The organism is Rhizobium sullae (assembly GCF_025200715.1).
Classification (GTDB): domain Bacteria; phylum Pseudomonadota; class Alphaproteobacteria; order Rhizobiales; family Rhizobiaceae; genus Rhizobium; species Rhizobium sullae.
In genome coordinates this window covers 153,059-177,371 of sequence record NZ_CP104145.1, presented here as the reverse complement: position 1 = coordinate 177,371, position 24,313 = coordinate 153,059, and the positions used below count along the sequence as shown (strand labels likewise).

22 protein-coding genes and 5 pseudogenes are annotated in these 24,313 nt (G+C 56.4%); 22 read left to right on the top strand and 5 right to left on the bottom strand.

Annotated features, from left to right (window positions below):
* Positions 1-866: 866 nt before the first annotated feature.
* Together N2599_RS34935 and N2599_RS34930 are read right to left on the bottom strand one after the other, a co-directional pair.
* Positions 867-2,192, bottom strand: coding sequence for a dicarboxylate/amino acid:cation symporter (locus N2599_RS34935; protein WP_037144164.1), 1,326 nt, complete (start codon positions 2,190-2,192; stop codon positions 867-869).
* 113 nt (positions 2,193-2,305) lie between these two features.
* Entirely contained in the window at positions 2,306-2,956 is a 651-nt protein-coding gene (locus tag N2599_RS34930; RefSeq protein WP_084606740.1) for a nitrogen fixation protein NifQ, read from the bottom strand.
* A gap of 745 nt (positions 2,957-3,701) precedes the next feature.
* On the opposite strand from N2599_RS34930, the gene N2599_RS34925 reads away from it, so the two are divergent.
* From N2599_RS34925 to nifT, 13 genes are all read left to right on the top strand, one after another.
* Positions 3,702-4,190, top strand: coding sequence for a peroxiredoxin (locus N2599_RS34925; RefSeq protein ID WP_051336845.1), 489 nt, complete (start codon positions 3,702-3,704; stop codon positions 4,188-4,190).
* 357 nt (positions 4,191-4,547) lie between these two features.
* Complete coding sequence (locus tag N2599_RS34920; protein WP_027513690.1) at positions 4,548-4,865, top strand: iron-sulfur cluster assembly accessory protein; 318 nt, start codon at positions 4,548-4,550, stop codon at positions 4,863-4,865.
* 77 nt (positions 4,866-4,942) lie between these two features.
* Complete coding sequence (gene nifS / locus N2599_RS34915) at positions 4,943-6,151, top strand: cysteine desulfurase NifS (RefSeq protein ID WP_051336843.1); 1,209 nt, start codon at positions 4,943-4,945, stop codon at positions 6,149-6,151.
* Positions 6,152-6,359: 208 nt separating this feature from the next.
* On the top strand, positions 6,360-6,743 hold the full coding sequence (gene nifW / locus N2599_RS34910) for a nitrogenase stabilizing/protective protein NifW (protein ID WP_027513689.1): 384 nt from the start codon (positions 6,360-6,362) through the stop codon (positions 6,741-6,743).
* Between the two features lie 178 nt (positions 6,744-6,921).
* On the top strand, positions 6,922-7,773 hold the full coding sequence (locus N2599_RS34905; protein WP_027513688.1) for an electron transfer flavoprotein subunit beta/FixA family protein: 852 nt from the start codon (positions 6,922-6,924) through the stop codon (positions 7,771-7,773).
* 17 nt (positions 7,774-7,790) lie between these two features.
* Entirely contained in the window at positions 7,791-8,903 is a 1,113-nt protein-coding gene (locus N2599_RS34900; RefSeq protein WP_027513687.1) for an electron transfer flavoprotein subunit alpha/FixB family protein, read from the top strand.
* 10 nt (positions 8,904-8,913) lie between these two features.
* Positions 8,914-10,221 (top strand): FAD-dependent oxidoreductase, encoded by a 1,308-nt coding sequence (locus N2599_RS34895; protein WP_027513686.1) that lies wholly within the window; start codon positions 8,914-8,916, stop codon positions 10,219-10,221.
* A 12-nt stretch (positions 10,222-10,233) separates the two neighbouring features.
* Positions 10,234-10,530 (top strand): ferredoxin family protein, encoded by a 297-nt coding sequence (locus N2599_RS34890; RefSeq protein ID WP_027513685.1) that lies wholly within the window; start codon positions 10,234-10,236, stop codon positions 10,528-10,530.
* A gap of 251 nt (positions 10,531-10,781) precedes the next feature.
* Positions 10,782-12,407, top strand: a complete 1,626-nt coding sequence (gene nifA, locus N2599_RS34885) for a nif-specific transcriptional activator NifA (RefSeq protein ID WP_027513684.1) — start codon at positions 10,782-10,784, stop codon at positions 12,405-12,407.
* 226 nt (positions 12,408-12,633) lie between these two features.
* On the top strand, positions 12,634-14,109 hold the full coding sequence (gene nifB / locus N2599_RS34880) for a nitrogenase cofactor biosynthesis protein NifB (protein ID WP_027513683.1): 1,476 nt from the start codon (positions 12,634-12,636) through the stop codon (positions 14,107-14,109).
* A gap of 31 nt (positions 14,110-14,140) precedes the next feature.
* A complete protein-coding gene (locus N2599_RS34875) occupies positions 14,141-14,335 on the top strand; it encodes a 4Fe-4S dicluster domain-containing protein (RefSeq protein WP_084606737.1) in 195 nt (64 codons plus the stop codon).
* A gap of 42 nt (positions 14,336-14,377) precedes the next feature.
* Positions 14,378-14,695, top strand: coding sequence for a nitrogen fixation protein NifZ (locus tag N2599_RS34870; RefSeq protein WP_027513682.1), 318 nt, complete (start codon positions 14,378-14,380; stop codon positions 14,693-14,695).
* Between the two features lie 4 nt (positions 14,696-14,699).
* The gene (gene nifT, locus N2599_RS34865; protein WP_027513681.1) at positions 14,700-14,912 is read left to right on the top strand and encodes a putative nitrogen fixation protein NifT; all 213 of its coding nucleotides are present in this window, start codon (positions 14,700-14,702) and stop codon (positions 14,910-14,912) included.
* A gap of 334 nt (positions 14,913-15,246) precedes the next feature.
* On the opposite strand, the pseudogene N2599_RS38070 reads toward nifT, so the two are convergent.
* A pseudogene (locus N2599_RS38070) lies at positions 15,247-15,459 on the bottom strand (DODA-type extradiol aromatic ring-opening family dioxygenase); the annotation flags it as partial.
* A 56-nt stretch (positions 15,460-15,515) separates the two neighbouring features.
* Here N2599_RS38070 and N2599_RS34855 point away from each other — a divergent pair.
* From N2599_RS34855 to N2599_RS34830, 6 genes and pseudogenes are all read left to right on the top strand, one after another.
* The gene (locus tag N2599_RS34855; protein WP_244564773.1) at positions 15,516-16,424 is read left to right on the top strand and encodes a transposase; all 909 of its coding nucleotides are present in this window, start codon (positions 15,516-15,518) and stop codon (positions 16,422-16,424) included.
* Positions 16,421-16,600, top strand: coding sequence for a hypothetical protein (locus N2599_RS34850; RefSeq protein WP_244564774.1), 180 nt, complete (start codon positions 16,421-16,423; stop codon positions 16,598-16,600). Before N2599_RS34855 ends, N2599_RS34850 begins: the two co-directional genes overlap by 4 nt.
* Positions 16,601-16,832: 232 nt before the next feature.
* A pseudogene (locus N2599_RS34845) lies at positions 16,833-17,231 on the top strand (substrate binding domain-containing protein); the annotation flags it as partial.
* A 151-nt stretch (positions 17,232-17,382) separates the two neighbouring features.
* Positions 17,383-17,955 carry an SOS response-associated peptidase family protein gene (locus N2599_RS34840; RefSeq protein ID WP_027513930.1) on the top strand — a complete coding sequence of 191 codons (573 nt, stop codon included), beginning with the start codon at positions 17,383-17,385 and terminating at the stop codon, positions 17,953-17,955.
* Between the two features lie 169 nt (positions 17,956-18,124).
* Positions 18,125-19,318, top strand: a complete 1,194-nt coding sequence (locus N2599_RS34835; RefSeq protein WP_027513929.1) for an ImmA/IrrE family metallo-endopeptidase — start codon at positions 18,125-18,127, stop codon at positions 19,316-19,318.
* 8 nt (positions 19,319-19,326) lie between these two features.
* Positions 19,327-19,851, top strand: coding sequence for a DUF4411 family protein (locus N2599_RS34830; protein WP_027513928.1), 525 nt, complete (start codon positions 19,327-19,329; stop codon positions 19,849-19,851).
* Positions 19,852-20,039: 188 nt separating this feature from the next.
* Here N2599_RS34830 and N2599_RS34825 read toward each other — a convergent pair whose 3' ends face one another.
* Positions 20,040-20,411, bottom strand: coding sequence for an SgcJ/EcaC family oxidoreductase (locus N2599_RS34825; protein ID WP_260308656.1), 372 nt, complete (start codon positions 20,409-20,411; stop codon positions 20,040-20,042).
* On the opposite strand from N2599_RS34825, the pseudogene N2599_RS34820 reads away from it, so the two are divergent.
* A pseudogene (locus N2599_RS34820) lies at positions 20,405-21,155 on the top strand (IS6 family transposase). The gene N2599_RS34825 and the pseudogene N2599_RS34820 sit on opposite strands and share 7 nt — an antisense overlap.
* A 43-nt stretch (positions 21,156-21,198) precedes the next feature.
* On the opposite strand, the pseudogene N2599_RS34815 reads toward N2599_RS34820, so the two are convergent.
* Positions 21,199-21,553: pseudogene (locus tag N2599_RS34815) on the bottom strand (IS6 family transposase); the annotation flags it as partial.
* A gap of 170 nt (positions 21,554-21,723) precedes the next feature.
* Between N2599_RS34815 and hisC the strand changes: the two are divergent.
* Together hisC and N2599_RS34805 are read left to right on the top strand one after the other, a co-directional pair.
* Positions 21,724-22,814: pseudogene (gene hisC, locus N2599_RS34810) on the top strand (histidinol-phosphate transaminase).
* Between the two features lie 165 nt (positions 22,815-22,979).
* Entirely contained in the window at positions 22,980-24,008 is a 1,029-nt protein-coding gene (locus N2599_RS34805) for an LLM class flavin-dependent oxidoreductase (protein WP_027513925.1), read from the top strand.
* The last annotated feature ends 305 nt before the right edge of the window (positions 24,009-24,313 follow it).

The following is a 24,313-nucleotide window of genomic DNA, read 5'->3' as shown; positions in this document are numbered from 1 at the left end:
AGATGCTGCGATGACTAGAAAAGGTTTGCAGGTCATGCAGCGCCCGGCGCTGGTCTCGCGGGCGCGGGATCAGCCGGGTACCTTGTCCATCGCGCGTGCCAAAGGGGATACGAGGCAGGGGGTCTCCATGGATGCGACAGATGCGTATAGGGGTTCCATTGGGGCGCCGGTACATGACAGGCGATGTAAACAGTTAAATCCGTCACAAAATCGGGGCGGGATATGATTGGGAATGGAAATGCTATCCACTCGGTTTTTACTTTCTCTCGCCACTCATCAGCTGGGTCGTTTTCAGGTGGGGGAGGATCGGTAATCTCGTCAGCGGGCTTCGGCCTCTCAAGCGAACAGCCAGCGAGCGGACTCACCGAGCGGCGGTACTTTCTCAGGCTCGAATGGCGCGATAAAGAAGCCCGATCACGCGCTGGCCGACGGCGACGTGGAACACGGTTCAAAAAGATCGAAACCGGCATCGCAGCGCACTCCAAAATGGATCGAAACGGTGAGATTTTCCTCTTCCATGCAGGATAAGACTCCAACATTTTCCTCTTTCTTTGCTCCATCGCGCCTACCCGTGACACAGCTGCAGGCCCGTAGTGGCTCGCCGCTTTGTGATGGTGAGGTTTCAAATCTCATGCCAATCTGACTAATTAGGCCGCAGAAATGCTTTTTATGACCGCTTTTCAGTTATTTAGGCCTTGGGAAAGTGAGAGGCTGAGGCGACTGGCCTGTGTCGCGGATGCAACAAAAAGCAGGTGCCGGTTTCATTTCGAACGAGGGCAGGAAGGCGCGTCCATCGGCGCAAAAAAGGCGCGATCTGGAAACCAGATCGCGCCAAACCGCACTTGCCGTGCGGGCCCTGGGAGGCATTACTTGGCCGGCTTGGTCACCGGCGGAATGATTTCGATCGGCACCTCGCCGGCAAGCGCGGCCGAGAGCTGCGCTCGATCGAGCTCGCCTTCCCACTTCGCCACGACGAGCGTTGCAATGGCATTGCCGATAATATTAGTAATTGCCCGGCATTCCGACATGAAACGGTCGATGCCGAGGATCAGCGCCATACCGGCGACAGGCACCGCCGGAACGACCGAGAGCGTCGCGGCAAGCGTGATGAAACCGGCGCCGGTTATGCCGGCGGCACCCTTTGAACTCAGCATGGCGACGAACAGCAGCAGGACCTGGTCGCCGAGGGAGAGCGGTGTGTCGGTCGCCTGGGCAATAAAGAGCGCCGCAAGCGTCATATAGATGTTGGTGCCATCGAGGTTAAAGGAAAAACCGGTCGGGATCACGAGACCAACGACCGAACGCTTGCAGCCCGCCTTCTCCATCTTGTCCATGAGGCCTGGAAGGGCAGCCTCTGAGGACGAGGTGCCCAGTACCAGCAGCAGCTCCTCCTTTATGTAGCGGATGAGCGAGACGATCGAGAAACCGTTATAACGCGCCACCGCACCGAGCACGAGGAAGACGAACAGGAATGAGGTGAGATAGAACGTGCCGACCAACATTGCGAGGTTGGCGATCGAGCCGACGCCGTACTCGCCGATGGTGAAGGCCATGGCGCCGAAGGCACCGATTGGTGCCGCTTTCATGAGGATCGTCACCAGCTGGAAGATCGGCAGTGCCAGCGCTTGCAGGAAGTCGACGACTGGCTCGGCCTTCTTGCCCACCATAGCTAGGGCTATGCCAAAGAGAACGGATATGAAGAGAACTTGCAGGATGTCGCCTTCGGCGAAGGCGCCGGCAAGCGTCGTCGGGATGATGTGCATGAGGAAACCGGTCACCGACTGATCGGTTGCCTTCGCCGTGTAGGTGGCGATCGCTTTCATGTCGAGCGAGGCCGCGTCGATATGCATGCCCGCACCGGGCTGCACCACATTCACGACCACGAGGCCGACGACAAGCGCCAGCGTCGAAAAGGTCAAGAAGTAGGCCATCGCCTTGGCGGCGACGCGACCGACCTTGGCGACATCGCTTATGCTGGCGATACCAGTTGCAACGGTCAGGAAGATGACCGGCGCGATGATCATCTTCACGAGCTTGATGAAGGCGTCGCCGAGCGGCTTCATCTGCGTGCCAACTTCGGGGTAGAAATGCCCGAGCAGGATACCCGTGGCGATTGCCGCAAGAACTTGGACGTAGAGATGTCGATGGAACGGTGTCTTGCCGCGGATCTTCGCGGAATGCTCAACGATCATTGCCGAATTCCCCATATGCGTGAACCGTCTACAAAGCCGTTTGCCGAATCGACGCCCAGGCGTGGTTGCGGCCAATAGCTAACGTTAAGCTAGTCCTAATTCAAACCAGTCGCTCATCCCGGTGGTTCGCTTTTCTCAGGAACAAAGCAGCTTTGATATTCCTTACATTCTCGGCAACTGGGGGCCGTGCACATCGAAGAACCCTCGGCCTCGCAAAGCATGCGATAAAGATATTTTTTCCACCTCATGTGATTGGTATTGCCGGCCGCTAGCGTGGGAAAATGGATGGCAAGCAAGAGGCTAAGTTCGGACCTATCGGATAGTCCAAGCTCCAGCCACAGATGGTCGTGGCGCAAGGCGCGCCGGGCGATGATCTTGGCGAAACAAGCGCTTGCTGGGTCGCCGTGTCGAGCATGCGCGAGCAGCAGATCGCGCAGAAGTTCCTCTTCCACACCAGGCTCGGCTTCGCGCACGTTTTCCAAGCCGAACGCCTGCATAACAGTGGCGGGAACACAGCGGTTAAGGATATCTCGCAGTTCGGCACGGGAAAGGCCGGTTGCCTCGGTCGCAGTTGCCACGTCGGCCGCAATCTCTTCCAACACGTGCAAGAGCACGCAGGAAAAGACGTACTGATCGAAGTCCATGTCCAAGTCTATTGGTTGCTTCAGATCCACCGATTGCGATGATTGTGGCAAACCAGGTCGATCGGTTAGGAGGGTCACGCTCCTATTCGACAAATTTCGGATCTGAGTGACGCTTGACATGTTGCTTCCTCCTTCGCTCCATAAGTCGCCACGAGATGATCTGCGGCGCGGCAGCATGCTGCTCGAGGATAGTGTTTCAAAATTCATGCCAGTTGGGCTTACAGAGGATGATGGATCAAGCTTTTGCGGTGTTTTCAAGGGTTAGGTAAGCTCCTCGTTGCAGGCAGGATGGGCACCGACGCGAGAAAACGACAAGTTGGGTGCTGGTTTTGCGCCAAAAGTTGCGGCGCCCCGTTACTAAGACGCTGACAACAAATTCACGGCGTTCTGGCTTTGCAAGACTGCCATCGCACGGAATGCGTCAAGTATATGGTCGAGCTCGCGCCGCGGAGATCTCGCTGCCGCGTTGCATTGATTGTGCCAAAGCTGCGCCTGCCGTCAAACTGCAGAGGGCATGACTAAAAATACCGGCAGCGCTTGCTAAGCCGATGGGAAAGGAAACTCAGTACGCGCCACGCCAGATCCCTGATCCTGCAGAACAACGCAGTGCCGTTACGGACACGATGTCAAATGGCACGGCGCTTGCAGTCCGTTCGAAGCCGCCTAACAGCCGAGCACAGCAGTTGAGGCGACGCCGCTTACGGGTCCGACTATTGTGAGTTTTCTCGAGGCCTTTGGGCAGCGAAATCTTGAAGACACTCAAGCCGACTCGAAAACAAATCCAGAGCCGGAAAGGAGCAATGCTGATGACGATGAAGAAAAGGTTCCCTTCGTTACCTTTCGCACACGTGTTCGCGATGAGACCGTGGAGGGGCCAAATCCGTACCGTTGGGAAAACAAGACTACGGAAGATTATTTTAGCGGTAGGCGCACGATTTTATTTTCGCTCCCGGGCGCCTTCACGCCGACCTGTTCAACTTATCAATTGCCCGATTTTGATAAGCTCTATGAGGAATTTGAGAAGCACGGAATCGAGTCGGTCTACTGCCTCTCTGTCAACGACGCATTCGTGATGAATGCGTGGGGCAAGGCGTCTGGACTGAAGAAGGTCGAGCTAATCCCTGATGGTTCGGGCGAATTCACCCGCAAGATGGGGATGTTAGTCGCAAAGGACAATCAGGGCTTTGGCCTCCGCTCCTGGCGCTACGCTGCCGTGATCAACGATTGTTTTATAGAACAATGGTTCGTGGAAGAAGGCCTCTCGGACAATTGCGAAACCGATCCCTATGCGGTCTCGTCGCCACAGAACATTCTCGAAACGCTGAAGTCTCTCAAGACCGAGTCCACCCCCTGACCAGCGGAACGAACGTCTGACGGCTCTGTGAGAGCAGAGCCTAAATTTCGTTCCACGACAAGCTCGTGCTCTAATTCTTAAGATGTGGCTCTGCGTTGGGTTGGTGCGCTGAATGCGCCCCTACCAAGCCTGGCGTACACATTCGTGTCGATGACTGAACAAACCCAGCGCTAACCAGGAATGGCTCCTTCGAGTTCACGCTATCCCAGCCGCACCTTTGCGTTGTTCGGTCTCGACCGTGTTGGAAATGCGACATAGCGGCCTCAGCTTGACGCTGCGTTAAAAGGGTTTTTCGGTTGGCACGCTAAGTGCATCGTCGAATTGCCAACAAATCTCGAAACCAGGAGAAACGATCCGATGATCACGCTCACCGAAATGGCAATCGCCGCAGTGAAGGCCGCCATATCCCAGGCTCCCGATGTGACCGGCTTGCGCGTCACGGTCCAAATGGACGGCTGCGCCGGCATCAAATATCATGTGGGCTTGGAGAGCGGTTCCCGAGAGGGCGATGCTGTTATTGAGACGGATGGAGTCAAGGTGTTTGTGGATGCGGGCTCTCAACCCCATATCGCCGGCTCGACCTTGGATTTCGTCACGGATCCGGGTTCCTTCGGTTTTATCTTCGATCATCCTAACCCACTGGAGAAGTGCGCCTGCGGCAAGTCCTGTGGCTAATCATATCGCATGCGAACGTCCAAGGGAGAGCCCGCGGCTGCAAGGTTTGCGTCACATCGGTCGTTGAGTGGTACCCAATGAAACCTATTTATCTCGATAATAATGCATCAACACAAGTCGATGCCGAAGTTGTTCAGGCGATGCTGCCATTCTTTTTAAATCAGTTTGGCAACGCTTCATCGATGCATGACAGCGGCGGCGCCGCCAGAGCAGCGATCAAGACGGCGCGGCGGCAGTTGCAAGCGCTGACCGGCGCAAAGTTTGATCATGAGATCGCTTTAACTTCGGGGGGCACCGAAAGCGTTAATACAGCGATCCTTTCGGGTCTTGAGATGGATCGCGGGCGCACTGAAATAGTGACTTCGGCGGTGGAGCATCCGGCCGCGCTGACGCTCTGCGCACACCTTGAGAAGACGCGAGGCGTCAAAGTGCACAGGATCCCGGTGGACCACCATGGCCGACTCGACCTTGATGCCTACGGGACCGCCCTTACCCATCGCGTCGCAATCGTTTCGATCATGTGGGCGAACAACGAGACAGGCACAATATTCCCCGTGGAAAGGCTTGCTGAGATGGCGAAGCAAGTTGGCGCAGTTTTCCACGCCGATGCAGTGCAAGCGGTTGGCAAGCATGCGATGGACCTGAAATCGACGGCAATCGACATGCTGTCGCTCTCCGGTCACAAGCTACATGGACCGAAAGGCGTCGGCGCGCTCTACATAAAACACGATGCGGCCTTTGACGCACTCATCAGGGGCGGTCATCAGGAGCGCGGCCGACGCGCCGGCACAGAGAACACGCCCGGAATCGTAGGTTTAGGCAAGGCGGCCGAGCTCGCATTGGAACGCACGGACGAGGAAAACAAACGGGTAAAATCGCTACGCGATCGATTGGAGAGAGGACTTCTTGAGCGCATCCCCGGGACCTTCGTCACCGGCGACCCGCTGGCACGATTATCGAATACAACGAACGTCGCCTTCGATCGCATTGCTGGTGAAGCAATACAATTTGTGCTCAATCGCCATGGCATCGCTTGCGCCTCGGGCTCCGCCTGCACTTCTGGTTCCTCGGTGCAGAGCCATGTTCTGACGGCCATGAACATTCGCCACGTTACGCCACTCGGGGCAGTTCGCTTTTCCTTTTCACGCTATAACCGCGATGAGGACGTCGATCGAGTGCTCGCACTTATGCCAGGAATCGTGGCGAAGCTACGTGACGGCGCCCCGGTCTCCAGGGGCAGGCCCACTCGCTTACTTGAGCCAGCGTCCTCGACGCGGGATAGATAGGCCTGCGCGCCGAAGAGATCGATGAGGTTCGTGCCACACTGGCTTTTGGGCCTCCCAATCAACGCAAGCCCCGGATAATACCGCGGCTTTCTAGACGAGTATGCGTGAGCGGCGTTGCCGCTGTCAACCGCGTCTCATTCTCAATCAGCGAACCATGCGGCGGCTTGTCGGATTCGAGCGAGTTGTACACCAACAAAGGAAAACGCAAATGAACAGTTGTGCGGGCGAGAGCAATCCCATTGATGTTATCAACGTTCTTGAGCGGTTAAAGCGCCTGTCGGCTGCCGAGGAATTCTTCGAGGTCCTAGGCGTCTCTTATGATGTGAAGGTGCTCAATGTCTCGCGGCTCCACATCATGAAGCGCATGGGGCAATATCTGGCCGAGGAGGATCATTCCAACCTCCCCGACAAGGCGATCGCTGCTTGTGCGCGCGCCACTCTCGCACGCGCTTACGACGACTTTGCAACTTCTTCACCGCTTTCCCATCGAGTCTTCAAGGTGCTCAAGGACCGCGATCCGACAAAGGCCGCCCCGCCGCGTCGCATCTTTGTAGCATTAGGCCCCAACTTGACTTCATTCGAACAGAAATAAGTGTGGCAGGGTTGCGACACCAATGTCTCCGATCCGACAGAACCCGTCGCGTGGCTGAACCCTCACAAAGAGAGCACATTAACATTTTAAGAGGTTTTCCTACCCCCGACATGGTTGGCACGATTAGTGCTTAGAGTAAGAACCGCCAATCCACTTCGATCGGGAAACCAAAGTCATCATGCACATCGTTGTCTGTATCAAGCAGGTGCCGGACTCCGCCCAGATACGCGTCCATCCGGTGACCAATACCATCATGCGCCAGGGCGTGCCGACCATCATCAACCCGTACGATCTCTTCGCGCTCGAAGAAGCATTCAAAGTGCGTGACTGCCATGGAGGGGCGATCACTGTCCTCACTATGGGCCCACCCATGGCAGAGCAAGCGATGCGCAAGGCGCTCACTTATGGCGCCGACCGCGCGATTCTTCTGACCGACCGTCACTTCGCGGGGTCCGACACATTGGCGACTTCATTCGCTATCGCTCAAGCAATCGTGAAGATTGGCGATAGCTTTGGCGCGCCTGATATCGTCTTCACCGGTAAACAAACGATCGATGGCGACACCGCCCAGGTCGGGCCTGGAATTGCCAAGCGTCTGGATCTCCAGCAGCTCACTTATATAACGAAAATCGCTTCTATCGATCGCCATGCGCGCGAGATCACGGTTGAGCGGCGCTCGGAAGGCGGCACGCAGATGCTGAAGAGCAAATTCCCGTGCCTTATCACTATGCTGGAGGGTGTCAATTCTATCCGGCGCGGCTCTCTCGATAATGCTTTGCGTGCAGCCCGGTTCCCAATTCTGAAGTGGAGTGCGGCCGACGCTGGAATTGAGGACCTGGCTAACTGCGGCTTGAGAGGGTCGCCGACGGTCGTGAAACGCGTATTCGCTCCCACCGCCCGAGCGCAAAAAGCTATGCAAATCGACACAACCGACAAAACCGCTGGCCATGTCGCTGACGAGGTGGTCGCATCAATCTTCACCAACCAACCTTCGTTGGAAGGTGAGCTTTCATCCAATGGCAGCGCGTGAGCAGCAAGGAGCAAATGATGGAAATCCAAAAAAGTGAGACGCCGTCTCAAGCCACCGGCCGTGCCGCCATGAAGAAAGAGTTGCCCAAGCATTATCAGGACCATCGGCACGTCTGGGTCTTCATTGAGCTGGAGCGGGGCCAGGTCCATCCCGTGTCCCTCGAATTGCTCGGTGAAGGCCGCAAGCTTGCCGACAAGCTGGGCGTTCAGCTTGCTGGCGTGGTCGTCGGGCCACGGGACGGAGTGGGGACCGGGCCTGCCATTGCAGACGCCTTCGCTTACGGGGCCGATCTCGCCTACCTTATTGAGTCGCCGCTACTCGTAGATTATCGAAATGAGCCATTCACCAAAGCCCTGACAGATCTGGTCAATTGCCATAGACCTGAAATTTTGCTTCTGGGCGCGACCACACTCGGCCGCGACCTTGCGGGTTCTGTGGCAACTACGTTGCAGACAGGGCTAACGGCCGACTGCACGGAACTGGACGTCGATGTAGATGGTTCCCTCGCGGCAACACGGCCGACCTTCGGTGGTTCCTTGCTGTGCACTATCTATACGCTTAACTGCCGACCGCAAATGGCAACAGTGCGTCCGAGGGTCATGGCGATGCCGCAGCGAGTGGCTAAGCCAATCGGCCGTGTTATCCGACACGATTTGATGATGGTCGAGGAAGAGATTGTCACTAAAGTTCTTGGTTTCCTCTCTGACAGCCAATCGGAAGATGCCAATCTCGCCTATGCCGATGTCGTGGTTGGCGGCGGGCTCGGGCTCGGCGCAGCCGAGAACCTACAGCACGTGAAGGTTTTCGCGAGGACGATCGGCGGTGAGTTTGGCTGTTCACGACCGCTGGTTCAAAAGGGTTGGATGCCTTTTGACCGACAGATCGGTCAGACCGGTAAGACGATCCGACCTAAGCTCTACGTTGCAGCCGGAATATCGGGCGCAATCCAGCATCGGGTTGGTGTCGAAGGAGCTGATTTAATTGTCGCCATCAACACCGATCGGAACGCACCGATCTTCGATTTCGCCCACGTGGGCGTTGTTGCTGATGCAATCCGGTTTCTTCCAGCATTGACAGAGGCCCTCACGAGGCGATTGGCGCCGCGCGATCATATGAAGCTAGTGAACTGAGGAAAGTCCAATGAGCGAGGAGAAATTCGACGCCATCGTAGTCGGAGCCGGTATGTCCGGCAACGCTGCTGCTTATACGATGGCTAGTTCCGGTCTGAAAGTGCTGCAATTGGAGCGCGGAGAGTATCCGGGCTCGAAAAACGTTCAAGGCGCCATATTGTACGCCAATACGTTGGAGACAATAATTCCCGATTTCCGCGATGACGCGCCTCTTGAACGACATCTGGTCGAGCAGCGGTTCTGGATAATGGACGATACGTCGCACACAGGAATGCACTATCGATCGGATGACTTCAATGAGCAGAGGCCAAACCGCTACACTATCATCCGCGCCCAATTCGATAAGTGGTTCTCGGGAAAGGTGCGTGAGGCGGGCGGCACGGTACTATGCGAGACAACGGTGACGAAACTTGCCCAGGATTTGAGCGGTAAGGTGATAGGCGTCCACACGGACCGCACCGGCGGCGTGATCCTTGCGGATGTCGTCGTTCTCGCTGAGGGGGCAAATGGGCTCCTCGGCACACGGGCCGGATTGCGCGAGATGCCGAAGCCGGAACATGTTGCACTCGCCGTCAAGGAAATGCATTTCCTGCCGGAAGAGATCATAGCAGAGCGCTTCGGCCTGACTGAAGACGAAGGCTGCGTGATCGAAGCAGGCGGGACAATTTCACGCGGAATGGCCGGACTGGGCTTCCTCTATACCAACAGAGAGTCAATTTCGCTTGGCATCGGCTGCCTCGTCTCCGGCTTAGCTTCAACCATGGAAAAACCGTACGCTCTTCTCGACGCCTTCAAGGGCCATCCCTCGATCCGACCGCTGATAGCGGGCTCGGAGATCAAAGAGTATGCCGCGCATCTCATTCCGGAGGGCGGCTTCAAGGCAATCCCGCAGCTCTTCGGCAATGGCTGGGTCGTCGTCGGCGACGCAGCGCAACTAAACAATGCCGTGCACCGCGAGGGTTCCAACCTTGCCATGGCATCGGGGCGCATGGTCGGCGAATCAATTTTTCACATAAAGTGCCGCGGAGGCGCAATGACCAAGCAGAACCTCTCCCTCTACAAGAGCATGCTGGACAAGTCCTTCGTTATGAAAGACCTGAGGAAGCACAAAGATATGCCCGCCCTCCTCCATACCAATCGTCAAAGCTTTTTCACGACCTATCCGAAGCTGATATCGCAGGCCGCGCAGAATTTCGTTCGCGTTGACGGTACGCCTAAGATTGAGAGCGAAAAGGCGACATCCGCCGCCTTCATCAAGGCACGTTCCCGTTGGGGATTGGTCAGTGACGCGGTCCGTCTCGCCTTGGCCTGGCGCTAAAGGATAATTCAAATGAAGGTCACGGTAATGGAACGCATCGAAGACAAACTCTACCAAAATCGTTATCTGGTCGATACGGGGCGTCCGCACATAAAAGTGCGGCCGCATTTGTCGCCAAGCCCGAACCTGCTTGCGTTAACGGAAATTTGTCCGGCCAAATGCTATGAGGTGAACGATGCTGGGCAGGTGGAAATCGTTGTGGATGGCTGCATGGAATGCGGCACATGCAGAGTGTTATGCGAAGCAAATGGTGACATCGAGTGGAATTATCCGCGAGGCGGGTTCGGGATCCTCTTCAAATTTGGATGATGAGCGCCATCTCCAGCTCAGAGTGCATTGACCGCCTTCTGCGTAACGACGGCAGATAAGTCTCAGGAATCGTCATGACGACTTTCTTATGATTTTATTTTTTCTGCGTTTGCGAATCCAGGTATTAAACTTCCGAATGCTCGAACAATAAAGTTTGCGCATGGAGGGTAGAAACCTCTGGGCAGTCCGCCAACGCAGCTTACATTCAGTATCGATAGAGTTCGGCCGGGAGGCGAGTAATCAGCATGAACATGCATAAGCCGGATATGTGGCGCAGTGGAATCTACCGGATATCGAGAGATCTCCTCGCTTCCTCTCGTCTTGAGATCGCATTTTCTCATGCGCTGAATAGTCTCTCTTCGCTTCTGCCAATGCGCCACGGCGAGATCGTGATTTCAGCTGAGGAACGGGAGGCAGAGATACCGGTGTGCTCCGGCTTCGGCCGCGACACTCCCACGATCGAACCGAAGGCGGCAATAGAGCATATCATCGCTACGGGTGCGGCGCTCGTCGTGCCTGACATTAGGAAATCGGACCTATTCAACACTGCATTGCGACCGTCTCAAGACCGCCATCTTGCCGTTACCTTCATGGGTGTCCCCATCAAGGCCGGAAACATGGTGCTCGGGGCATTATGGATTGATCGCGTTAAGGCTGGCACCGCCAGTGATAACTACGAGGAGGAGATACTTTTCCTGACCATGGTCGCCAACCTCATCGGATTGGCCAACCGGCTCAATCGAGATGTTTGCGGAGATGGCGGATCAATAACCGAGGAACAAGCAGAGCCGATCTCCCGCGTCGGGGGAAAGCCTGGCCCCAGCCCGCGAACGCAAGTCAGCTGGATTGTCGGAGAGAGTCCTGCGCTCAAGGAGGTTATCGAGACCGCTGTTATCGTGGCGACGACCAACTCCGCTGTGCTTTTGGGGGGCGAGAGCGGCACCGGCAAGGAATCTTTTGCAAGGGCGATACACGAATTGTCGCCACGGCGAAAAAAGCCTTTCGTGAAACTGAATTGCGCCGCACTGTCGTCAGGTGTTCTGGAATCCGAGCTGTTTGGGCATGAAAAAGGCGCTTTCACAGGAGCGATCTGGCAGCGTGCAGGCCGTTTCGAACTGGCGGATGGTGGGACGTTGCTGCTGGATGAAATAGGCGAAATATCGCCAGAATTTCAAGCGAAGTTATTACGCGTGTTGCAGGAGGGTGAACTTGAGCGGGTCGGCGGGACGAAGACGCTTAAAGTTAATGTTCGGCTCATATGCGCCACCAACAGAGACCTCGAGACGGCCGTTATGAACAGGGAGTTTAGAGCCGACTTATATTACCGGATCAATGTGGTACCCATTATTTTGCCGCCGCTGAGGCAGCGCGAGGGTGACATTCCGCTTCTAGCGAAAGTATTCCTCAAGCGATTCAACAAGGAGAATGATCGAAACCTTGACTTCTCGCCATCGGCACTGGACATTTTGTCGCGATGCGACTTCCCTGGCAACGTTCGCGAGCTCGAAAACTGCGTACAAAGAACCGCCACTCTTGCTGGTTCAAGTACGATCGTTCCATCAGATTTCGCGTGTCAGCGGGGCCGATGCTTTTCTTCGCTTCTCGGGAAAGGAGCTGCCTTTAACGGTTGCAACACCACGATCAATGACCTCGCACCGGGCAATAGGGTGTCGGTCAGACCACCGGCCAACGCCGGCACTGCAAGCGGTACCGCATCCATAGTCGGCGCACCGATTCTTACGGACCGTGACCGGCTAATCAATGCAATGGAAACGGCCGGTTGGGTTCAGGCCAGGGCGGCTCGTATCCTCGGCCTGACGCCGCGCCAGGTCGGCTATGCTCTGCGCCGGCATCGTATCGAGGTAAAAAAGTACTGACGGCGAGTGACATCATGGACTTCATGAGGATCACTTTTGTCTTCAGTTGGTCTACGCGACGCTACCGTTGTGCGACATGGCCCTGTCGCAAGTTCGACAAAACCATTGTAGCAGCAAGCTCGCAAAACGGACAAGCAAGCTATTGCAGAGAAACATTACCATTTTTTGAACTGGCATTGCTCTTGCGTCTGAAGCTGTAACGCTAACTCGTCAATGGAGCCGTGGGATGCCGCAACCAGTGAAACAGCTTGAGACTACCAGGAAAGGATCCCTCGACGGAGCGCTGCGGGCCGCAAAATCTGGCGGCTGCGCACCTTCGTCCTGCGGCCTTTCGGCCCCGGATGACATAGATCCGGCGATCTGGGAAAGGATCAAGGACCACCCCTGTTTTTCGGAAGAAGCGCATCACTATTTCGCCCGCATGCATGTCGCGGTCGCGCCAGCCTGCAACATCCAGTGCAACTACTGCAATCGTAAATATGACTGCGCTAACGAAAGTCGGCCCGGGGTTGCATCCGAAAAGCTGACACCAGACCAGGCGCTTCGTAAGGTGATCGCGGTCGCCAACGAAGTGCCGCAGCTCTCCGTCCTCGGCATCGCCGGGCCGGGCGACGCCTGTTACGATTGGAAGAAGACAAAAGCGACGTTCGAACGAGTCGCGAGGGAAATCCCTGATATCAAGCTATGCATCTCGACTAATGGACTCGCGCTGCCGGACCACGTCGATGAGCTTGCCGAGATGAATGTTGATCACGTTACGATCACCATCAACATGGTGGACCCGGAGATCGGGGCGAAGATCTATCCCTGGATATTCTACAGGCACCGTCGCTACACGGGGATCGAAGCCGCCAGGATTCTTCACGAGCGGCAAATGTTGGGCTTGGAGATGCTGATAAAAAAAGACATCCTCACTAAGATCAATTCGGTGATGATCCCGGGCGTCAATGACGCGCACCTCGTCGAGGTTAACAAATGGGTCAGGGACCGCGGCGCATTCATGCATAACGTGATGCCGCTGATCTCTGAGCCTTCACACGGTACCTATTACGGACTGACCGGTCAGCGTGGTCCACAGCCGTTAGAACTGGAGGCGCTTCATGATCGCCTGGAAGGCGGCGCCAAGCTGATGCGCCATTGCAGGCAGTGCCGCGCCGACGCTGTTGGTCTGCTCGGCGATGATCGCAGGCGAGAATTTACGCGAGACCACATCTCCAGCGATGTTACTTACAACGCCAGCAAGCGCCACGCCTACCGCCAGCTGGTCGCGCTAGAGTGCGGCGATCATCTGGCGGCACGGAAGGACGCGATCACAGCTGTCACGTCCGCAGAGTCCGACGGACAGCTTCATGTTGCCGTGACCACCAAAGGCGGCGGCCGAATCAACGAACACTTCGGTCACGCGACGGAACTCCAAGTTTACGTAGTCTCTCAAAAAGGGATTAACTTGGTAGGGAATCGCAAGATCGGACAGTACTGCCTCGGCGGCTGGGGCGAGGAGGCCACGCTTTATAGCATCATCAGTGCGCTCGAAGGCATAGATATCTTACTCTGTGCCAAGATCGGTGATTCCCCAAAGAAACGTCTAGCAGAAGCGGGTGTGCGAGCAACGGACGCTTTTGGCTATGACTACATCGAAACTGCGATCGGTGCGCTTTACGCCGCCGAGTTTGGTGTTAAGCCGTTGGTTGCGACGGCTTGAGCCGCCTTCTGACTGAACCAGGAGCTAGAATATGGCCTTCAAGATCATTGCGTCCCAATGCACCCAGTGCGGCGCATGCGAATACGAATGTCCCTCAGATGCAATCACTTTCAAGGGGGAAAAGTACGTTGTCGATCCTAAGAAGTGCACCGAGTGCAGGGGAGAATTCGACACGCAGCAATGCGCCTCGGTGTGTCCGGTGCCGAAGACTTGCGTCCCGGCCTGACCACCATCGATAACTGCAGCACAAAGGATGAGAGGAGCGGCCATGGGTCTTCTACGCGAACAGGAGGTTGAAATCCGTGAGCGACCGCGGTTTACGCCGGGTGAGCGGGTCCGCGCCGCCAGCCAAGTAAGGAATGACGGCAGCTATCCTGGGAAGGACATCGGTGAAAATCTCGTGCGCAGGGGCGATGAGGGCGTTGTGCGCGACGTGGGCACCTTTCTTCAGCAATTTTACATATATGCGGTCGAATGGGTTGATCGCGGCAGCATCGTCGGGATGCGTGCCTATGAAATAACGAGCCTAGATAAGGCTGCAACTCCGGGGACTTCTGAAATCGCCACTTGTCTCAAAGAAGGATAGCGAGATGAAAGTGACCGTTCGTCGAAACGGCGTCGATTTGTCGGTTTATATTCCAAAAAAAGATCTCGAGGAGCCGGTGATTTCAGTCGAGAATGAAAATCTGTGGGGCGGCTTTGTAGTGCTGAGGAATGGATGGCGGTTAGCCCTCCCCAACCTTCCGCAGAACACACGCCTGCCCATTACCGTCGAGGCGAGGAGGCTATCCAATGAAGACTGATAGTAGTATGGCATCGAGTGTAGTCGCGGCGCTTCCGCCCAATCCCGCACATTGATCACTCTCCAGCAAGATGTCGACATCTGACCTATGGAAATATCATCAACGCCTATGCCGATGAGCAATCATCCCTCTGACCTAGATGGCATCGATATGCTGTATCCTACGCTGGACAGAACACAGGAACAACTTCCTCGATGGCTCGAACCTTTCAGATCCAGACGCCATCGTGCGTCTCACTCGATCCAACACGCGGATACGATCACGGCACGCCCGGATCGCCAGAGCTTGCGAACCGCGTGCGGCAGTTGCTGCGCGCAAACGGCATCGAAGCGGCAAGCGCCGGATCGTAACCCATATCCAGTGAAAGCTGGACCACAGGAATATCCTCATCCGGATAGAGCGGCTTCATGATGCTGAAAGTCGCATTGTAGGTGATGTGATAGAGGTATTCCGGGAAGCCGGAATAGTCGTAGACCATGTTGTCGAAGACATTGATCAATGAATAAGAAAAAATGAAACTCCTCTGCAACAGGTGCCCGTCGGCGACTCGCTTTTCTAACGGGCGCCGCGCCTGTCGCGGCAAACTTGCGAAGGACAGACCCCATGACAGATTCTCGACTCCCGACCTATTTCATCAGCCATGGCGGCGGACCCTGGCCTTACATGACCGGGGAGTTCCGCCGCAATTTCGACGTGCTCGAGAAGTCGCTGCTCGACATGCGCGCTGAACTCGGCAGCACGCCAAAGGCGGTCCTTGTGGTCTCGGGCCACTGGGAAGAGGAGGGTATTGCAATCTCGTCGGGCGTCAAGCCGGGCAACGTGCGCGTTGGCCCCGTCGTGATCGGGATGGACGATACAATCGAACGGCGTTGGGGCCAACGCATCGCCGCTCGTGGCATTTATCGTGACCCGGTGCGCTCAAGCCACGGGCACTTCGTCAAGGCCAGCGGCCTGCGCTGGTTGAGCTTCATGGTCCTTTCCCCTGTCCCATGGGCCAAATGCATCAAAGCCCTGCCGGTGTTGACGATCCTGTGCCCCTCTGAGCGTCATGATCAGAAGAAGGGCCGAAAGCACAAGCTGCTGACGGATTGGGCAAGGCAAGGCGTCTTGCAGCTTTGCCGCTGGCTGCCGGACCGCGAAATCATCTTTGTCGGCGATAGCAGCTTTGCCGTTCATACACTGGCTGCGGCTCTGCCCGGCACGGCCACTCTCATCACGCGGTTGCGTCTGGATGCCAGTCTCTTTGCTCCACCGGATCAGAGGCACGAACATACTCTGGGGCGACCGGCGCAAAAAGGCAGGCCATTGCCGAAACTGAAAACGCTCCTCAAAGACACGAAGACCGAGTGGCAACGCATCGTCGCATCCTCTTGGTACGGCAAGCAAACCGACAAACCCTTGATGTCACCTCAGGAACCGGCCTCTGGTATCGGCGTGGAACGCCCCCGAGACCAATTCGCTGGGTTCTCGTTCGAGACCCGTCAGGCCGTCGTGAACCCCAGGCGTTCATGAGCACCAACGTCAACCTTGAGCCCGCTCAGATCATTGCCTACTTCGTTCGGCGCTGGCAGATCGAGGTCACCTTCGCCGAAACCCGTGCGCATCTTGGCGTGGAAACCCAACGGCAGTGGAACGACAAAGCCATCATGCGCACGACACCGTCGCTGCTGGCGCTCTACAGTCTCTGACACTCTGGGCATGCGAAATGCTTGGCCGAGGCGCTCTTCCCTATGCTGCAGCATGGTACAAGAAAACAGAGTTCACCTTCTCCGATGCCATCGGCGCGGTTCGCATGGTCCTGTGGGGCCAGGACATTTATCGACAGTACCCGCCAGACCCGGACGTTCCTCAAATTCAACCAAACCGACTCAAGCGCATGACACAAGCCCTTTGCTTCGCCGCATAATGTACAAGGTCGAGCTCATGGCATCGCCGGAATATCTGGAACGAGCAGGTCGACCCAAAGGCCTCGCCGATCTTAACGGTCACGCGCTGCTTCGTTTCAGCGGGGTCAACCTCAGTGATATCATGGCGCTGGAAGGCCCAGATGGACGGCACAAAGTTACATTTCGTACCGTGATGCTGAGCGAGAACGAGACCATTCTGCAGCTAGCAGCTCTGCAGGGTATGGGCCTTGTGTTCCTGCCGAAATGGATGGCCGAGCAAGACATCGAGGCAGGTCGATTAGAGACGGTGCTTCCAGACGCGATCGGGTTCGCCAATACGCTATATGCTGTGTATCCGAGCCGGAAATATCTTTCCGCCAAAGTCCGCACTTTCATAGACTTCATGACGACGAGCTTGCAGGGGCTACGATAAACACGATTGTGCAGGTACCCTGCCGGATTTCATCGCAAGAGACGAACTCAGACCACTTCACGAACCGCTAAAGGCAGATCCTAACGAGCCCTGAAATCCTTTATGTAGGTTTTCTGCTCCGTTGCTACTCAGACCCCAAAACGGAGGGCGCATGTGCAATGATTATCGGCTGATGGTGGATGTGGCCTCGATCGTCGAGGATTTCGCCGACCTCAATATCAAGATTCGCTTCGGTGAAGGCGCGCCGAACCTGGAGCCACGCGAAGACATCAAGATCACCGATGTCGGCCCCATCGTCAGAACCATCGACGGGGTGCCCGATGAGGCTGAGCTCGTGCAGCGGCGCTGGAGCTGGCCGGGACCGAACAAGCGGCCGGTGTATAATTTCCGGTCGGATGGCCGGGAGTTCAATTCCAACCGCTGCCCCTTACGAGTTCACAGACCCAAGGATTCGAAAAAGAAGCGCAAGGACAAATGGCTGTTCACCAAGGAGGAAGAGCCGGTCTTCTGCGTCGCCGGCATCTGGCGCGAGACGCCGGAGGTCGGCCAGGCTTTCACCATGCTGACGATGGAACCGGGTCCGGACATCGCATCGTATAACGACCGGCAGATCGTCATCCTGGAACGTAGCGTCTGGGCCGACTGGCTCGATCCGACAATCTCTGCGAAGTCGCTGATCAAGCCCCTCCCGGCTGGCACGCTGGCAGTGGAGCAAGTAGGCTGAGCGATCCGCCCCTTTGAGAGGAGACAACCGAGCATCAAACCGTGAGCCTTGCCTATTCGGACACTCTGCAGTGGGAAAATATAGTTCTGGCCTGTCGCAGCACCCATATGTTTGGTAACCATTGCATGCTGATATCAAATTGTATCGGCTTGCCGAAGCAGAGGTAGTGGTGCCAAAAGTGAACCCGTCCATCCTGAGGTGGGCCCGCGAAACGGCGGGTTTTTCCATTGAGGATGCTGCAGATAAGATCGGTCTGGGCGCTGCGCGCGGTCTGGCGGGTAGCGAGCGGCTTGCTATGCTTGAAGCTGGCGAGGCCGAGCCTTCCCGACCGCTGCTTCTGAAGATGGCGAGCCAATACCGCCGCCCGCTCCTGACTTTCTACCTCGCAGAACGTCCAGTCATGGCGGCACGGGGGGAAGATTTCCGCACGTTGCCAGAGGAATTTGCCCAGCGCGACGCGGCGCTCGTGGATACTTTGCTGCGGGAGGTTCGCGCGCGTCAGGAAATGGTTCGCGCTCTCCTTGAAGCGGAGGATGAGGCGCAGGTGCTGAGCTTTGTCGGGTCATTCGACCAAGACCTCGGAGCTGAGGCCCTCGCAACGAACATCGTGGAGACGCTTGGTTTTGATCTTGAGCATTTCCGTCATGGAAGTGGGCGGGGAAGCACGAAGGGGTTTTCATATCTTCGCGAGCGCGTGGAAGCAGCTGGTGTATTCGTCCTCCTCATCGGTAATCTCGGAAGTCATCACAGCGCCTTGAATGTGGAGCTATTCCGGGGCTTCGCGCTTGCCGACCCGGTCGCGCCCTTCGTGGTGATCAATGATCAAGACAGCGAGCAGGCTTGGTCATTTACCCTTCTGCATGAGCTGGCACATATTTGGCTTGGCGAAAGCGGAGTCAGCGGTGGTCGACCAACGATCGCAATCGAGACCTTCTGCAACGACATTGCGGGCCGCATCCTATTGCCTGCGAACGACATAGCTGGAGAACAACCTCTTATCGGCGCCACGCAAGGAAGAGTCATGGCTCGCATTGCGGCGATCGCGGACGCTCGCCAAGTCAGCCACTCCATGGTCGCCTATAAACTCTACCGGGAAGGGATCATCGATCAGCACATGTGGTCTGCAGTGACAGCGCTTTACCGGGAGCTGTGGCTCCGGAACAGGGCTGCCCAGCGTGACCGCGCGCGCGAAAGCGACGGCGGACCGAACTATTACATCGTCCGCCGACATAGACTCGGAAACCGGCTTCTTGCATTGTCACGGCGAATGCTGGCCGAGGGCGCACTGTCACCGTCGAAAGCGGCAGCGATTCTCGGTGTAAAACCGAACAATGTCTATTCACTAACTGATAGCGCGGCATAGGGGGAACAGTGCACCTCCTCGACGCGAACGTCCTGATCACGGCGCATAACCTCTATTACCCTATTGGGCGCTTTCCGGAGTTTTGGGACTGGCTTGTCCACTTGGCCGAGGGCGGTCACGTCAAAATGCCCGTAGAAATACTTGAAGAGATCACCGAAGGGTCTGAGCTTGCCGAGTGGTTGGACCAGGGGGACAACTACAACGCGCTGTGCCTTGAGGAAGAGGTCGATCCCGATCGCGTTCAAGCGGTGATAGCGCGATACGCGGCGGACCTCAACGATGCCGAAATCATCGCAATTGGCCGTGATCCGTTTTTGACTGCTTACGCCCTGGCGCAACCAAGCACGCGGACGGTGGTGACGGTAGAGGCATCGAAACCATCAACTCAACGTGCGAACCGTCGTATTCCGGACATCTGCAACGACCTCAGCATCCAATGGTGCAACAGCTTCCAAATGTTGGCTGCGCTGAATTTCACAACTAACTGGCGGGCCGCGTCAGGATCTCCCCCGCCTCATCCGCCGTCGTCATAGATACCTAACGGGCGGGCCCCGGCCAATGAGCGCCTTGATGAGATACGAACCAACGGCACCGCCATTCGTCGCAAGGAACGCAACATTCAATCATGGAAGAATCGTGGGCCGAGGGTCGCCTTGGCTAGTTTATTTTCTCAGTGCAAGGAGCTTGGGGAGCGCGAGACTACCCGACGCTCCCGTACATATTAGCCCGCGGGCTTCTCGGGCATAGCAGAGGAGTGATGTGACGAGATCAGCCACTTGCCGTCCTTGAACTCGTAGGTAAGGGTGTAGCGCGCCGGAACCTTGCTACCATCCTTCAAAGTGAAGGTATAGTTGCCGGTGTCGAGCGCTTCGTTGCAGCCAAGCTTGATCGTGCGGCTGTCGATTTCGCCGTACGGATGCTTCTTCAGGAAGCTCACGAAATAGTCACGGCGCTCGTCTTGCGTCAGGCGCGGTTTGTTCGACAGTGTCGGGAGGAGGACTGCATCAGGCGTATAGTTCTCGACGACTTTTTCTGGATCCAGGGTTGCCAGCGAGGAGGTCCAGCGATCAAACAACTGCTCGGGTGATGTCACGTTGTCAGCGGCTTAACGGTTGTCTGGTAATGGGTTGGAATGAACAGTCCGGCCGTAAGCGACAAGAACCACCGCTTTCCACCGCAGATCATCGCCCGTGCGGTCTGGCTGTATTTTCGGTTCCCTTTGAGCCTGAGGATGGTCGAGGAGATGCTGCTGGAGCGCGGTATCGTCGTCTCCCATGAGACGATCCGGAGATGGGGTCGCAAATTCGGAACGGCTTATGCCAGGCAGTTGTGCAGAAAGAGGCCTTCGCGAAAGGATATCTGGCATCTGGACGAGGTGGTGATTTCCATCGGCGGCCGCAAACATTGGCTCTGGCGTGCCGTTGACCAAGACGGTTACGTTCTCGACGAGATCGTTCAAGCCCGCCGCGATACCCAAGCCGCCAGGCGATTGCTGGTCAGGCTGCTGAAGAAGCAAGGCCTGACGCCGAAGCGGATCGTCACCGACAAATTGCGCTCATATGGTGCTGCAAGACGGGAGGTGATGCCCGCCGTCGAACATCGATCGCACAAGGGCCTGAACAATCGGGCCGAGAATTCTCACGTGCCGCTTCGAAAACGGGAGCGGATGATGCAGGGATTTCGATCCGTCGGCGGCTTGCAACGGTTCATATCGATCTTTTCGGCACTCCGAAATCTTTTCGTCCCCCCGCACCAGAAAAACTCAGCCCTCGCCATCCACATCCATCGGATCCGCGCAATGGCGCAGTGGAAAGCCGTGACCGGCGCAACCGCCTGACGTCTCACACAAGCGCCTTGTTCCGACCTTGATCAAACAACGTGACATCGCCGTCTTGGTCAACGGCACGCCAGAGCCAATGTTTGCGGCCGCCGATGGAAATCACCACCTCGTCCAGATGCCAGATATCCTTTCGCGAAGGCCTCTTTCTGCACAACTGCCTGGCATAAGCCGTTCCGAATTTGCGACCCCATCTTCGGATCGTCTCATGGGAGACGACGATACCGCGCTCCAGCAGCATCTCCTCGACCATCCTCAGGCTCAAAGGGAACCGAAAATACAGCCAGACCGCACGGGCGATGATCTGCGGTGGAAAGCGATGGTTCTTGTAGCTTACGGCCGGACTGTTCATCCCAACCCATTATCCGACAACCGTTAAGCCGCTGACAACGTGACATCACCCAAAGCCCTAAAAGGGCACGTGCTGTATCCATTCGGTGAATGATGACATGCAAAAAGATCATTTTACCGGTTGCGCCAAACCTTAGTAGAACACGTCCAGCATAACCCGGGCATCCGACGGTCTGCGGACAATGCGCCTGCCCTCGGCTACTGAACGGAGAAAAATTTGTCTGACGCAAAACTGCAGAGCGTACTCTCGTCTCTTTCGCAATGGCCATGAAGCTGAATTGTTTGGAGTCCAGCCCAGCACCGGATGCTAGTTGGGTCAAGCTAAACACGAATGAGAACCCCTTTGCATTGCCGCCACCCGTAAGGGCGAGCGCTGTTGCAGCCCTCGAACGACAATATTTGTATCCAGAAGATGACAATACCAGCCTGAGGGAAGCAGCTGCCCATGCCTACGGCCTCTCCAGGGATCAGGTGATCGCCGGGAACGGATCGTCTGAACTTCTCGGGCTCATCTACAGGGCATTCCTTGCTCCGGGTGACGCTGTGGCGATGATGTCTCCGGGGTTTTCGTTCAACCGAAAACTGGCGGTTCTGCAGGGTGCTCAATTTCTGGAAATTGGGTGGGGCGAAGCTCATTCATTGCCGTTAGAGCAATTGCTTCTCGGACCCGCAAAAGATGCCAAGTTTATTCTGCTCGCGAATCCGAACAACCCGACCGGAACATTTGTTTCGATCGCCGACATCGAACGCCTTCTAGCACAGTCGGACCGCTTGATCGTATTGGATGAGGCCTACGTTGACTTCGCCCCTGACGACGCTCTGCGCCTCATTAATCGTTACTCGAACCTCCTGCTCTTAAGAACATTCTCGAAGAGCTACGCGGCCGCCGGTATTCGCATTGGGCTCGGCTTTGGGCATCCTGAGGTCATTGGTAGGCTACGAAACATCCAGAACGTCTTCAATATGAACGTGATCGGCCATGCGGTTGGAATCGGCATCCTTGCGCATCGGTCCGCCTACGACGAAAACCACAAGCATGTTAAGCATGAGAGGCAGCGGGTGAGCACGGCGCTGTCGCAACTTGGTTTCTCTGTAACTCCCTCGCACGCGAACTTCTTGCTGGCCCATGTGCCAGCAGGACGAGACGGGGTCTGGTGGCAAGCCTCGCTGGAGCAGAAAAAGATACTAGTTGCAGTCTTCCCCGATCGAGGTCTGGAACACTGCATCCGTGTTAGCATCGGTACAAAAGCGCAAATGGATGTATTTCTTGCGGCGGTCAGCGACATTCTGGGAGCTGAGCGACCTTGAATCGTGCGCGCAACGTCCAAATACCTCGATGATCTGGGGCATAGCCAGCGCAAAGCCCAAACAAATTCAAGCTAGGCACAAGACCATTTCCACTCAGGAAGAGGTCACGTCTCAGATCGCTTGGATCAACGCCTTAGCTCGTTCATGAAAGTTGGAGATGACGGAATGAGACACACCTTCCCTTCGAAGCTAACCGTCGGCATCTTTGATCACTTAGACGAGGACGGTCGCGACATCGCACAACAGTACGCCGACCGCCTGACGTTAGCCGAGACATGCGATCGGCTCGGTTTTTATGCATATCACCTCGCGGAGCACCATTGTACCCCGCATGGGAGAGGCGCATCGCCGAATTTGTTCTTGTCGAGCGTCGCACAGCGCACTCGGCAACTTCGTGTGGGCCCCTTGGTCATGTTGCTCAGCCTTTCTCATCCGTTACGCGCGTTTGAAGAGATCTGTATGCTGGACCAATTGAGCGGTGGTAGGCTCGAGCTTGGTATAGGGCGCGGCTCTCTCCCGATCGAATTGAATTACTTCGGGATTGGTGCAGACGCGGTGCCGGAGCGCTACATCGAAGCCAGCGAAATCCTCGTGAAGGCAATGAAGGGCGGCACACTATCCTACCAAGGTAAGCATTTTGAGCTAAACGATGTCCCTTTGACGCTGCGGCCTCATCAGCGTCCGCATCCGCCTACATGGATCGCCACCAACCGGCCCGAATCTGCGGCTTGGGCCGCTGCCAACGGCGCAAATATCGCGTGCCTAGGACCCGCGTCTGTGGTTCGCAAAATTACTGATGCCTTCCGTTCCCATCCAGAGCAAAACACTGACGCGGACGACCAAGCGCCTTTTCTCGGATTGCTCCGAATGGTAGTGGTCGGACACTCTGCCGCGCACGCCCATTCACTCGCGGCACCTGCTTACGATCGATGGGTCAGGAACTTCAAATTCCTGTACGATGCCAACGCGATCCCCCTTCCGCCAAACTTGCCGCTGACCTTGGATGCCGCAATCGAGAGCGAGTTGTGCGTGGTAGGAACGGAAACTTTTGCGCGCCGGGCTCTCCTTGATCAGCTGGAAGAGGCGGGTGCCAACTACCTTCTTTGTCAACTCGCGTTTGGAGATCTGCCGCTGGACGCCTCGCAGTACACCGCCCTGGCCATTCAGTCCGGCATTATGGATCGAGTTGATTAAATGCGTAAACACCGGTGACTTTAGGAATGTGGAAGCGCCGCTTGACCTTCCCGTGCAGCCTGCGCTGCTAATAGCAACTATTCTAGTATACCGCTTTGGTCCATGATGCCGTTTGGATCGGGGCGGCGAAGCCGGTCATGCTCCCCGCCGGCGAGAAACGACGCGAAATATAAGGGAGATGTCGGCTCCACCGCCGCCTTCTGTCGGTCGGTGCCATCGAGGTGGACTCAAAGGAGAAGTTCGAAGCACCGGCATACAAAAACGCTAGGGCTTCTACGGTTTTGATGGTTGAACTACCAATGAGG